The organism is Streptomyces spinoverrucosus (genome assembly GCF_006539505.1).
GTDB classification, from domain to species: Bacteria; Actinomycetota; Actinomycetes; order Streptomycetales; family Streptomycetaceae; genus Streptomyces; species Streptomyces spinoverrucosus.
This window is the reverse complement of sequence record NZ_BJND01000049.1, coordinates 14,562-27,446: the sequence shown is the minus strand read 5'-3', so window position 1 is coordinate 27,446 and position 12,885 is coordinate 14,562. Positions and strand designations below refer to the sequence as shown.

Annotated in this window: 10 protein-coding genes; 8 read left to right on the top strand and 2 right to left on the bottom strand. The window is 70.9% G+C overall.

Going from position 1 to position 12,885, the window contains the following annotated elements:
* Positions 1-65: 65 nt before the first annotated feature.
* The gene (locus SSP24_RS29325) at positions 66-1,613 is read left to right on the top strand and encodes a glycoside hydrolase family 32 protein (protein ID WP_141312839.1); all 1,548 of its coding nucleotides are present in this window, start codon (positions 66-68) and stop codon (positions 1,611-1,613) included.
* 217 nt (positions 1,614-1,830) lie between these two features.
* Here SSP24_RS29325 and SSP24_RS29320 read toward each other — a convergent pair whose 3' ends face one another.
* Positions 1,831-2,061 (bottom strand): hypothetical protein, encoded by a 231-nt coding sequence (locus SSP24_RS29320; RefSeq protein ID WP_141312837.1) that lies wholly within the window; start codon positions 2,059-2,061, stop codon positions 1,831-1,833.
* Between the two features lie 42 nt (positions 2,062-2,103).
* On the opposite strand from SSP24_RS29320, the gene SSP24_RS29315 reads away from it, so the two are divergent.
* The gene (locus SSP24_RS29315; protein WP_141312835.1) at positions 2,104-3,072 is read left to right on the top strand and encodes a TauD/TfdA dioxygenase family protein; all 969 of its coding nucleotides are present in this window, start codon (positions 2,104-2,106) and stop codon (positions 3,070-3,072) included.
* A 27-nt stretch (positions 3,073-3,099) separates the two neighbouring features.
* Here SSP24_RS29315 and SSP24_RS29310 read toward each other — a convergent pair whose 3' ends face one another.
* Positions 3,100-4,299, bottom strand: a complete 1,200-nt coding sequence (locus tag SSP24_RS29310; protein ID WP_141312833.1) for a glycoside hydrolase family 64 protein — start codon at positions 4,297-4,299, stop codon at positions 3,100-3,102.
* Between the two features lie 268 nt (positions 4,300-4,567).
* Between SSP24_RS29310 and SSP24_RS29305 the strand changes: the two genes are divergently transcribed.
* The 6 genes from SSP24_RS29305 to SSP24_RS29280 all read left to right on the top strand — a co-directional run bounded on the left by SSP24_RS29305 (position 4,568) and on the right by SSP24_RS29280 (position 12,836).
* Positions 4,568-6,712: a DUF8189 domain-containing protein gene (locus SSP24_RS29305; protein ID WP_141312831.1), complete on the top strand. Its 2,145-nt coding sequence runs from the start codon at positions 4,568-4,570 to the stop codon at positions 6,710-6,712.
* Positions 6,713-6,826: 114 nt separating this feature from the next.
* Positions 6,827-8,104: an ABC transporter substrate-binding protein gene (locus SSP24_RS29300; RefSeq protein ID WP_141312829.1), complete on the top strand. Its 1,278-nt coding sequence runs from the start codon at positions 6,827-6,829 to the stop codon at positions 8,102-8,104.
* A gap of 1 nt (position 8,105) precedes the next feature.
* Positions 8,106-9,041: a carbohydrate ABC transporter permease gene (locus SSP24_RS29295; RefSeq protein ID WP_141312827.1), complete on the top strand. Its 936-nt coding sequence runs from the start codon at positions 8,106-8,108 to the stop codon at positions 9,039-9,041.
* Complete coding sequence (locus SSP24_RS29290; RefSeq protein ID WP_141312825.1) at positions 9,041-9,895, top strand: carbohydrate ABC transporter permease; 855 nt, start codon at positions 9,041-9,043, stop codon at positions 9,893-9,895. Before SSP24_RS29295 ends, SSP24_RS29290 begins: the two co-directional genes overlap by 1 nt.
* Positions 9,892-11,991 (top strand): alpha-galactosidase, encoded by a 2,100-nt coding sequence (locus SSP24_RS29285; protein WP_141312823.1) that lies wholly within the window; start codon positions 9,892-9,894, stop codon positions 11,989-11,991. Before SSP24_RS29290 ends, SSP24_RS29285 begins: the two co-directional genes overlap by 4 nt.
* 74 nt (positions 11,992-12,065) lie before the next feature.
* Complete coding sequence (locus SSP24_RS29280) at positions 12,066-12,836, top strand: SDR family NAD(P)-dependent oxidoreductase (RefSeq protein ID WP_141312821.1); 771 nt, start codon at positions 12,066-12,068, stop codon at positions 12,834-12,836.
* Positions 12,837-12,885: the final 49 nt, after the last annotated feature.

Below are 12,885 nucleotides of genomic sequence, written 5' to 3'. Positions count from 1 at the left end.
TAACGAGTTAGGTCTACAGTCCTGGTCCACATGAGCCGCCGTTCTCGCGAGAGGAACGATGTGTGATGCGTGGAATGTCCAGGAGAGCGCTGTTCGCCGGTACGGCCGTGGGGGCGACGGCCGCGCTGCTGCCCGCGCCGCCCGCCGCAGCTTCCGCGCGGGCCGCGGCCTGCGCCCGGTACCGCGCGGCGTACCACTTCACGGTCCCCGACCAGTGGAAGAACGACCCGCAGCGCCCGGTCTGGATCGACGGCGAGTACCACTACTACTACCTCTACAACCCGGACTACTTCACCGGCGGCACCACCGCGGGCACCGCCTGGCGCCTGGCCACCAGCACCGACCTGGTCCACTTCCGGGACCGGGGGATCGCCGTACCCAAGGACACCACGCCCAACGGTGACGTCTGGTCGGGCTGCGCGGTGGTCGACACGGACGGCACGGCCGGGTTCGGCAGGGGCGCGGTCGTCGTGCTGGCCACCATGGAGCCGGTGGAGGGTGCCAACACCCAGGCCCAGTACCTGTACTACTCCACCGACGGCGGCCGCACCTTCACCCACCACGGCACCGACCCGGTCCTGCCCAACCCCGGTGTGCGCGACTTCCGCGACCCCAAGGTGATCCGCGACGAGGAACGCGGCCGGTGGGTGATGGTGCTCGCCGAGAACAACAAGGTCGGCTTCTACCACTCCGCCGACCTCAAGTCCTGGACGTACGTGGGCGGTTTCGTCAAGGACGGCATCGGGGTGCTGGAGTGTCCCGACCTGTTCCGCATCAGGGCCGACGACGGGACCGTCAAGTGGGTGCTTGGTGTGAGCGCCAATGGCAAGGGCTCCGGGCTGCCCAACACGTACGCGTACTGGACCGGCGCCTTCGACGGCACCACCTTCACGCCGGACGCGGCCGAGCCGCAGTGGCTGGACCACGGCTGGGACTGGTACGGGGCGGTGACCTTCGAGAAGCGGGACAGCAGCGGACGGCTCGACGAGGGGACGCGGTACGCGATCGGCTGGCTGAACAACTGGGACTATCCCAACACCACGCCCACGATCGACAGCGACGGCTTCAACGGCACCGACTCGATCGTCCGCGAGGTCACGCTGAAACGGGCGACGTCAGGCACGTACTACCTCGCCTCACGGCCCGTCGCCGCCCTGGACTCGTACGTCTCCCGGACGGTGCGGCTGGGTGACCTGGAAGTCGACGGGACCCACGTCCTCGACTACCGGGGCCTGTCCTACGAGGTCAGCTGCGAGATCACCTGGGAGGCGCTCACCGGCGCGGGTCTCCAGTTGCGCCGGTCCCCGGACGGGGTCCGCCACATCGACGCCGGTGTCTACGGCGACTACGCCTTCCTCAACCGCCGGACCACCGTGAACCCGGACGCCTCGGGCCGGTGGCAGGAGAGCAAGAGCCCGTTCGACCCGTCCGCGCGGCGCGTGCGGCTGCGGATCCTGGTCGACCGGACGTCGGTGGAGATGTTCGTGGACGACGGCCGGTACGTGCACTCGTCGGAGGTGTTCCCGTACCTCATCGACGACCGGCTCGCGCTGTTCACGATCGGGGGGCGGGCGGTGTTCCGGGACACGGTGATCCGGGAGTTCGCGATCTGAGAGGCGGTCACGTCGGGTTGTTCCGTGCCGACTCGGCGGCCAGTGCGGCCGCGATCCGCCGGTGTGTTTCCCGCTGTTGCGGTAGGGGCTCTTCCCGCGACGGCAGGACAATGCCGCGCAGTTGCAGCAGCCCGGCCGGCCGGCCGGGCGAGCAGCCAGAAGTGCAGCTGCGCGCTCGTGTCGCACCACCGGTTGATGTGGACGCGGGCGACGCCGTTCACCGCGCGCACGGCCCGCTCCGCCCGCAGAGCATCGGGCCCGGCTCGGCGGGCCGCTCCGCGGGCAGATCGGCGAGGTCGTGGTGGCCGCGCGGCTGGAGCGGCACGGCGGCGGGCAGGCCCGAGTCGGTGCCGATCGGGGTCGACCCGCCAGTGCTCGTCGGCCCACAGCGACTCCGTGCGGGCGAGGCGCTGTCGCCACAGCGGCGGATCGCTGTCACGATCTTCATGGAGCAGTTGGCGGAGCGACCAGGACGACCATCGGAGCGCGCATGACGACGGACAGGGCGATGGCGGGGGAGCGGACCTCGGGTCTTGAGGTGAACCCCGTCGCCGGGTACATCGGAGCCGAGATCACGGGTGTCGACCTGGCCGGTGAGCTGGACGACGCCCAGGTGGCCGCGATTCGGGAGGCGGTGCTGCGCTGGAAGGTGGTGTTCTTCCGGGGGCAGCGGCTGGACCACGCCGCGCATGTGGCGTTCGCACGGCGGTTCGGTGAGCCGGTCGTGCCGGCGCGGCGGGGGAGCGCCTCGCCGGCCGACTTCCCGGAGATCGAGACGACCGCCGACCGGCTGGAGCTGGGCGGGCGGTTCGGCATGGAGCACGAGGAGTGGTTGCAGCGCCGTCGGCACACCCTGCTGCGCGGCTGGCACTGCGACCACGGCGCCCGCGTCGACCCGCCGGCCGCGACCATCCTGCGCGCGGAGACCGTACCGCCGTACGGCGGCGACACCACCTGGTCGAATCTGGCGGCGGCTTACGCCGGACTGTCCGCGCCCGTAAAGGAGTTCGTGGCCGGACTGCGGGCCGAGCACCGGCTAGGCGTCGGCTACCAGCCCCGCCCCGGCGACGACGCCTACCTCCGCCACCTGCTGGACCACCAGGTCGCCTCGGTGCACCCGCTCGTGCGTGTCCACCCGGAGACGGGCGAGCGGGTGCTGTACGTCAACGGCTACTACGTCGAGCAGATCACCGACATCTCCCGGGCCGAGAGCCGGGCGATCCTGGAGATGCTGCTGGAGCAGGCCGTCCGTCCCGAGTACACGGTCCGTTTCCGCTGGGAGCCCGGCAGCGTGGCCTTCTGGGACAACCGCGCCACCATCCACCTGGCCCCCAGCGACAACGCCCACCTCGGCCACCCCCGGATCATGCACCGGGTGATGCTCGCCGGGGACGTGCCGGTCGGCGTGGACGGCAAGCCGTCGGAGCCGATCACCGGCACCGAGCCCGGACGCTGGTGACGGCCCTGGCTCACCTCAGCTGAAGCGTCAGTTGAACGGATCCAGCGTCAGATACGCCTGCTGCGGATTGCCGTCGTGGACGAGGGACTCGTGGTGGCCGACGTCGTCGAAGGCGAACGCGTACGCCTTTCCGTCGGCCATCCGGTCATGGATGATCCGGGCGTAGTGGTTGGTCACCGCGTCCTTGTAGAAGTTGGCCGACGAGGTGTCCGGCTGGTTCGGGTTGGTGAGCAGCGTCGAGCGGTTGAAACCCGCGCACAGGGTGCGGGAGATCGGGCCGCGCACCTGGTCGTTGGGGGCGTCGAGCAGCCGGTGGCAGCCGAAGACGCTGCTGGCGTCGGGCTTCTGGAAGCTGGTGACGACCGCGCCGGAGCCGTTGGTGAAGTTCATGACGCCGCCGGAGACACGCCCGTAGTACTTCGTGTTGGGCTGGTCGGCGAACGGCGTGACGGTGAGCGTCGTCGTGGCGTACTTCTGCCAGACCCGGTCGGTGTAGTCGTTCATGACCGACGCCGGAAGGGCCCCGGTCTCCAGTCCGTACAGCGGTGACAACGCGCGCAGCACGGTGCCGTCCGGACGCGTCTGGATCAGCCCGCCCCAGCCGCCCGACTGGGCCCGCAGCGCGTTGAACACCCCGTTGTAGCCGCCCGACTTGAGCCGCCCGGTGCTGCTCACGCTGCCGTCGGCGCGCTGTACCCCGACCGCGTACGGCGCCGAGAACATGTCGACCTGCGTGCTGTTGAGCCACAGACCGGAGTCGTTGAGGGTGTACTCGGACCAGTTGAAGAGGATGTTGCGGTTCGGGTCGCTCGGGTTCTGCACGGCCGGTTGCACCAGGCCGCCCGTGGTGAGGCGGAAGTCGAGCTTCTGGCCGTAGGAGAAGTAGATCCGGCCGGAGAGCTTGGGGATCCGGATCGTCTTGGACTGCCCGGCGGCCGGGCCGGGGATCGACGCGTCCGGCGCGGGGGTCGGTGGGTTGCCGCCGGCGGGCCAGGCGTGGAAGGTGCCGCCCGCATCGGCCCAGCCCTGCTGACCTGTCGTCAGCGAGGTGCCGAGCGTGTAGACGTAGACCGGTTCGCCGCGGCCGGAGTTGTTGGTGATCTTCAGGGGGATGGTGGCGGGCACCGCGGCGTCCGCGGGCGGTGACGAGCCGAATGTGAGCAGGGCGCCGAGCAGGCCGGCCGCCGCGGCGGCCGTGAGGAGCCGGTGTTTGAGGCTGGTGAGCACTCTCCACCTCCGTACGGTGTGGGGGGAGTTGGTCCGTACCTGTTTTTGAGAGCGCTCTCAGCGTTGCGCCGGGGCGCGTGCATGTCAATGCGTGTGCGCCGACGACCTATTCGTCTTCGGCCCCGCCGAGCCGCATGTTCCTTTAAATTAGTAATTAATATTGACAGCGTTTCGGCCACGAGACACAGTCTTCGCCGTGACGCCGTCGCCCCCGGCACCCGCACGGACGCGTCACTTCCTCCTGCTTCCCAACCTCCGGGAGAGGTACGTGACTTCACGCCCACCCGCACCAGGAATCCGACACCGACAGGCAGCCCGGCTCGCCCTCGCGGCCGCGATCGCCGTGGTCCTGACCGCGTCGGCCGTCCCGGCCGCGAGCGCGGAAACCGCCGTGGACCAGGGAGCGCCCGCGTACTACGACAGCGGCCTCGCACCGACGCCGTACATGGGCTGGAACACCTACTACGGGCTCGGCGCGCCCACCGAGAAGGAGGTCCGCTCGGTCGCCGACAAGCTCGTCAGCAGCGGTCTGCGCGACAGCGGCTACGACATCGTGTGGCTCGACGGCGGCTGGCAGGCCGACAACCCCCGTGACGCGCAGGGCCGGTTGGTGGCCCACCCGGACCGCTTCCCGTCGGGCATTCCCGCTCTGGTCTCCTACCTCCACAAGCGCGGACTGCGCGCCGGGATCTACACCGACGCCGGCACCTACGACGGCGGCAAGAGCTGCGGCCTGGGCAGCCGTGGCCACTACGAGGACGACGCGCGGCAGTTCGCCGGCTGGAAGATCGACGCCATCAAGGTCGACTTCCTGTGCGGCATCGGCGCGAAGCTCGATCCGGGGCCCGCGTTCAAGGAGTTCAGCGATGCCGTCGCCAAGTCCGGCCGCCGGATGCTGCTGAACCTGTGCAACCCGCTCACCGACGACTGGGGCCTGCCGCACACCCCCGAGCAGGACGCCCACAACACATACGCCTACGCGCCCACGATCGCGGACTCCTGGCGCACCGGCACCGACATCGCCTGGGGCACACCGAGCCCCGGCCAGTGGCCCAACGTGCTGCGCAACATGGACGCCAACGCCTGGCATCCCGAGGCGCAGGGCCCCGGACACTACAACGACCCCGACTACCTCATCCCCATGCGCCGCATGGCCGACGGCTCCCTGGAGCTGACCGAGGAGGAGTCCACCACCCAGTTCGTGATGTGGGCCGAGATGGCCTCGCCGCTCGTCCTCGGCTCGGACCCCCGCACCCTGTCCGCGTCGATGATCGCCACCCTGCGCAACCCGGAGATCATCGCCGTCAACCAGGACCCGCTCGCCGTCCAGGGCGTACGCGTGGCCACCGACTCCGTCGGTGACGTCTACAGCAAGGTCCTCACCGGGCACGGCCGACGCGCGGTCGTCCTGCTCAACCGCTCCGACCGGCCCGCCCAACGCACCGTGAACTTCTCCGACGTGGCGCTGGGCGGAGCGGTCAAGGTGCGCGACCTCAGGGCGCGCGCCGACCGCGGCACGCACACCGGCTCGTACACCGTGGAAGTCCCCGCCCACGGAACCGCGTTCCTCAAGCTCACCGCCGAGGACGCCCTGCCCGGCGTGAACCTGGGCCAGAAGGCCACGGCGAGCCCGGCCGTGGTGCGCGACGGCGACACGCTGACCACCTTCTTCCGCGGACCGGGCGGGACCCTGGTCCAGCACGTCGCCGACGGCGGCGGGACCCCGCGCAAGCAGGACCTCGGGGGCCCGGCCAAGGGCAGGATCCTCGGCCAGCCTTCCGCCTACGCCTCCGCCGGCGGCCGCATCGACGTCTTCGTACGCGGCGCCGACTCCCGGGCCTATCGGCGGGTCTTCTCGGGCGGGCGCTGGGGCGAGTGGCAGAGCCTGGGCGGGCGGTTGACCGACGCGCCGTCCGTGGCGTTCACCGACCCGGCGCACTGGACCCTCGTCGCCCGCGGCACGGACGGGCGGATCGTGCAGCGCGGCCCCTCCGCGAACTGGTCGTCGCTCGGCGTGCCCGGCGGGCGCACGACGTACGGCAGACCGGCTGCCACCGTCGACGCCCAGGGGCGCGTCCACGTGGCCGTGCGCACCGCGGCGGACGACGTGTGGACGCGGTCCCGCGACGCCTCCGGGGAGTGGTCGGAGTGGACATCGCTCGGCGGGACCGTGGGCGGCAGCCCGACCCTCGTCGCCGTGGGGGACGCCGTGGTGCTGTACGCGCGGGCGGGCGACTACACCCTCTGGCAGCAGCGGTACTCCGCCGGTGCCTGGCAGGGGTGGACCAAGCGGCATGAGTTCCCCAGCGCCGCCTTCGAGGGCGCTCTCGGTGCCGTCGCGGGCCCGGACGGCACGGTCGACGCGGTGTACCGCGGGGTCGACGGGCGCGTCCACCGAACCCAGTTCAAATAAATTAGTAATTAATCTTGACGTGGCGGAAGCGCCACGCGAACCTGGATCCGCCGCGAGCGGGGCCCGGCCGTCACGCGGTCCGGCCCCGCCGCGCGGATCCACAGGGAGCCCTCCATGACGAACCATCAGCCCGGCCGACGGCGCTTCCTCGCCGGACTCGGCGCCGCCGGGACGACGGCACTGCTCAGCGGCTGCGTCACGTCCACCTCGTCCTCCACAGGCGCGGTCACCCTCCAGTCCAACCTGTCCGCACCGCAGGCCAAGGCCGCCATGGAGGATCTGGTGGCCGCCTACGCCAAGAAGGGGTCCGGACGCGTCAGCCTGAACACCATCGCCGCGGAGACCTTCCGCACCCAGCTGCCGACCTACCTGACCTCCGCCAACCCGCCGGACGTGTACACCTGGTACCCCGGCTCGGTGGCCGAGGCCTACGCGAAGAAGAACCTGCTGCTCGACCTCGACGAGGTCTGGCAGACATCCCCCGACCTCAAGCGGTACTCCAAGGCCCTGCAGAGCCTGTGCACCGCCGGCTCGGGCAAGAAGGACTTCGTGCCCACCACCTACTACTGGTGGGGCATGTTCTACCGGAAGTCGAACTTCGCCAAGTGGGGCGTGAGCGAGCCGAAGAGCTGGGACGACTTCCTCGACCTGTGCGACAAACTCAAGAGCAGGGGTGTCGCCCCGATCGGTCTGGGCGCCGGCGGCAACACGGCCTGGGTGGCCTCCGCCTGGTTCGACTACCTCGACATCCGCATCAACGGCGCCGAGTACCACCGCCAACTGCTCGCCGGGCAGCACCGCTTCGACGACCCCGAGGTACGCAAGGTCTTCGACCGCTGGCAGGAGGTGCTGCCGTACTTCGACCCCGACGGCACCGCCGTCGCCTTCCAGGACGCCACGACCGCCCTGCTCAACGGCCGCAGCGGCATGATGCTGATCGGCACCTTCTTCGCCGACGCCGCCCCCAAGGACGCCCTCGACGACATCGACTTCTTCCGCTTCCCGGTCATCGACCCCAAGGTCCCGCTCGCCGAGGAAGCCCCCACGGACGGCTACTTCGCCAGTGCCCGCACCGGGCGCCGCGACCAGGTGCACGACCTGCTGAGCTACCTCGCCACCGCCGAGGCGCAGGAGATCTACATCAAGGGCTCCTCCGGCACCGCCCTGCCGTGCCACCCCGACGCGCAGGACGCCGGCACCCCGCTGGTGCGAAAGGGCCGCAAGCACATCGAAGAAGCAGTGGAGATCACCCAGTTCTTCAACCGGGACTCCAGCGACGCCCTCCAGCCCACCGCCGACACCGCGCTGATCAAGTTCATCGCCGAGCCGAAGAACATCTCCGGCATCCTCACCGACTGGCAGCGCGAGGCCGAGAAGATCTGGAAGGCCTGACGTGGCCGTCCTGACCCAACCCGCACAGAAGTCCCCCGCCCCGCAACTGCCCCGCAACCGGCGGGTCCGGGGCCCCCGCCGCACCCCTGCGCTGGTGCTCGCCTTCGTCCTCGTCCCGCTGCTCGTCGAGGCGCTGTGGGTGTTCTGGCCCGCGCTGCAGGGCTTCTACCTCGCCTTCACCAGCTGGGACGGCGTCTCGGCGCCCACGTTCATCGGCCTGGACAACTTCCGGGAGATGGCGCACGACGACGTCTTCCGCACCGCCGCCCTCGACACCGTGCTGTGGCTGGTGCTGTTCGGCGGCCTGTCCGCGGTCCTCGGCCTGGCCACCGCGCTGCTGCTCCAGCAGGAGCGCCGCGGCGTCGGCTTCTACCGGGCCGCACTGTTCCTGCCCGTCGTCTTCTCCCTGGTCGCCACCGCCCTCGTCTGGCAGGCCATCTACCAGCCCGACGGAGTCCTCAACCGCCTCCTGGAAGCGGTGGGCCTCGGCAGCCTGCGGCACGCCTGGCTCGCCGACCAGGACACCGCGCTGTACGCCGTGATCGTGCCCGCGCTGTGGCGGCAGATCGGCTACGTGATGGTGCTGTACCTCGCCGGACTCAAAGGCATCGACCCGGCCCTGTACGAGGCCGCCAAGGTCGACGGCGCCGGACCCTGGCAGCGCTTCCGCCATGTGACGCTGCCTCAGCTGCGCAGCGTCAACGCCGTTGTTGTGTCGGTCATCATCATCGACTCGCTGCGCTCCTTCGACGTCGTGTGGTCACTCACCCGCGGTGGCCCCTACCACTCGTCCGAGCTGCTGAGCACCTACATGTACTCCACCGCCTTCCAGTCCCTGCGCCTGGGATACGGCTCCGCCCTGGCCGTCGTGATCTTCGTGCTGGCCTTCGGCGTCATCGCCTCCTACCTCGTGCGCGCCTTCCGGGAGGCCGACTGATGGCAGCCCTGCGTACCTCCGCCGCGCTGCGGCGCCGACGTGCCGCCACGGCCGGATTCCACCTGGGCGCGGGCACGCTCGCCCTGCTGTGGCTGCTGCCCATCGCCCTGGTGGTGGTGACCAGCCTGCGCTCCTTCAACGACATCGCCGCCCACGGCCTGGGCAGTTGGCCGCGATCCTTCACCCTGGACAACTTCCGGCAGGCCTGGGTCGACGGCGGCCAGCAGCGCGCCCTGATCAACAGCCTGATCGTCACCGTTCCGTGCGTGCTGGTGACCCTCGCGCTGGCCGCCATGGCCGCGTTCGCACTCAGCCGCTACGAGATGCCCCTCAGGCGTTCCCTGCTGCTGCTCATGCTCGGCGGCAACCTGCTCCCGCCGCAGATCCTGCTCATCCCCGTCTCCAAACTCAGCGAGCTGATGGGCGTCCACGACACCCTGCCCGCCCTGATCGGCGTGCAGATCGGCTTCGGCGTCGGCTTCTACGTCTTCGTCCTGCACGGCTTCATGCGGGCCATCCCCGCCGAGATCCAGCAGGCCGCCGTCGTCGACGGAGCGGGGCCCTGGCAGATCTTCTGGCGGATCATCCTCCCGCTCACCCGGCCCGCCCTCGCCGCGCTCAGCGCACTGTCGCTCACCTGGGTCTTCAACGACCTGCTGTGGGCGATCACCGTGCTGCGCAGCGACACCAAGATGCCGATCACCGCGGCCCTCATCGGACTCCAGGGACAGTATGTGTCGATGTGGAACGTGATCGCCGCCGGTTCCGTCATCGCCGCCGCGCCCACGGTGGCCGTGTTCCTCCGTTTCCAGCGCCACTTCGTGGCGGGCCTCAACCTCGGAGCAGTGAAGTGACGTCGCACCAGCGCTGGACCCTGCGCACCCAGCACACCAGCTACACCGTCCGCCTGTCCCCGGACGGCCCCTGGGCGGAACTGGACGCCTGGGGACCGCACGGCGTCGAGACCGGGCCGTCGGCGCTGGACTGGTCGCACCGCACCCACTTCATCACGCCCGCCGACGCCGCCCCCGCGGAGTATCTCCCGCACGGAATACGGCCGTTCACCGGCGCCGACCTCGTCGCGAGCCGCCCGGGCCACGAACGCGGTACCTGGTGGACCTTCGAGGAAGCGGACCCGGACGAACACAGCCTGAAGCTGACCTTCACCGACGACCTCCTCGGCCTGCGCACCACCCTGTGCTACGCCACCGTGCCCGGCACCGACGTCCTGCACCGCTGGACCGAGCTCACCTGCACGGGCGACGAGGAACTGCGCCTGGAACGGCTCGACTCGGCCGCCGTGAACGTCCCCGTCACCGCCGGGGCCCGCCTGACGTACCTGTCCGGACAGTGGTCGCAGGAGTTCCAGCGCACCCAACTCCACCTGACCAGAGGCACCTTCACCATCGGCAGCACCCAGGGCGTGCCCGGGCACGCGTACGCACCCTGGCTCGCCGTCCAGGACGCGGCGGCACCGCCCGACGCACCCGCCCCCACCTACGGCGTGGCCCTGGAGTGGCCCGGCAACTGGCACATCACCACCGAGGCCGAACCCGGCGCCGCGGTGCGCGTGAGAGCGGGCCGCGTACCGCACGAAGGCGCCGTCCACCTGGCACCCGGCGACACCCTGACCACCCCCCGCCTCGCCTGCGCCTTCAGCGCGGACGGACTCGACGGGCTGTCCCGCGTCTGGCACCACTACGAGCGCCACCTCGCCGGCGAGCGGCTGCACCGCACCCGCAAGGTCCTCTACAACTCCTGGGAGGCCACCGGATTCGACGTCGACGCGGCGGACCAGCTGCAACTCGCGAAGACGGCCGCGGACCTCGGCGTCGAGCTGTTCGTCGTCGACGACGGCTGGTTCACCGGCCGCGCCGACGACACCGGGGGACTGGGCGACTGGTATCCCGACCCGGAGGCATTCCCGCAGGGCTTCGACCGGTTCGTCGCGGACGTCCGCGCCCTGGGCCTGGACTTCGGCCTGTGGGTCGAACCCGAAGCCGTCAGCCCCGGCAGCCGCCTGCACGCCGAGCACCCCGACTGGATCTACCGGATCGACGGCCGCCCCGCGCGCCTGGTGCGCAACCAGCTGCTGCTGGACCTGGGACGTACCGACGTGCAGGAGTTCGTGATCGCCACGCTCGACCGGCTTCTCACCGACCACGACATCGGCTATCTCAAGTGGGACATGAACCGGCCACCGACCGAACGCGGCCGACCGGACGCCGGACCCGCCGACCACCTCGACCTCGACGCCGGTCACGTCGCCGGATACCTGCGCGTCCTGGACCACCTGCGCCACGCCCACCCGGCGGTCACCATCGAGGGCTGCGCGGGCGGCGGCGGCCGTATCGACCACGCCACCCTCGCCCGCACCGACGTCGTCTGGCCCAGCGACAACACCGCACCTCTGGACCGGCTGCGCATCCAGTACGGCTTCCTGCACGCCCACGCACCGCACACCATGAGCTCCTGGGTCACCGACGCCCCCGGCGTGTTCGACCCGCGCCCGCGCAGCCTCGCCTTCCGCTTCGTCACCGCGCTGTGCGGCGTCCTCGGCGTCGGCGCCGATCTGCGCGCCTGGACCGGGGAGCAGCGCACCGAGGCGGCCGAGTGGATCGCCCGCTACAAACGGGTCCGCGACGTCGTCCACCACGGTGAGGTCCGGCTGCTCGGCACGCCGGACGACGCCACCTGCGCGGTGCAGTACGACGCCGAGGACGGACGCCGTGTCGTGGTGGCCGCGTTCAGCACCGGACGCCTGGACGGCGCTCCGCTCGTCCCCGGCCGCGCCGTCCGGCTGCGGCTGCGCGGCCTCGACCCGGCCGCCACCTACCGGGACACCGCGACCGCGACCACGTACAGCGGCGCCCACCTGCTCCACTACGGGCTGCCGTGTGCATGGAGCGCCGACCACGACGCCGAACTGGTCGTCCTGACACGCCAGTAGATCCACGACCCGCATATGTTCATACCGCGCCCGTCGCACCGCGGGCCACCCACACGAAGGAGCCGAACGCCACGATGGACCAGTCACGACGGTACGGTGCCCGCTTCACCGGCCGCACGGCCGTGGTCACCGGCGCCGCCTCCGGCATCGGAGCCGCCACGGCCGAACGTCTCGCGCGGGAGGGAGCCGCCGTGGTGCTCGCCGACATCGCCGCGGACCGCGGCGAGACGGTGGCCGAGCGGATCACCAAGGACGGCGGCCGGGCCTCGTTCGTGACCGCGGACGTCGCCGCGGAGGACGACTGGCGCCGCATCGTCGCCGCCGCCCACGCGTTCGGACCCGTGGACGTGCTCGTCAGCAACGCCTACACCGTCGACGTCACCCCGGCCCACGCCATGCCCCTGGAATCCTGGCAGCGGCAGCTCGCCGTCAACGTCACCGGCAGCTTCCTCGGCTTCCGGGCCGTACTGCCCGACCTGCGCAGCCGCCGCGGAGCGGTCGTCCTCACCTCCTCCGTCCACGCCCACAAGGGCATACCCGGACATCCCGCCTACGCGGCGTCCAAAGGAGCCCTGCTGTCCCTGTGCGGCCAACTCGCCGTCGAGTACGGGCCCGAGGTCCGCGTCAACGCCGTCCTGCCGGGCCCGATCCTCACCGCCGCCTGGGACAGGGTGCCGCCCGAGGAGCGGCAGCGCAGCATCGCCGAGACCGCGGCCCGCCGCTTCGGCACCCCCGAGGAGGTGGCCGCGGCCATCGCGTTCCTCAGCGCCGACGAAGCCTCCTTCATCACCGGCTCCAGCCTCCTCGTCGACGGCGGCTGGAGCGTCGTGAAGGCGTCCGCATGACCAGCGCGGCGCCCCCTCACCGGCGGCGGCTGGACCGTCGTAAAGGCCT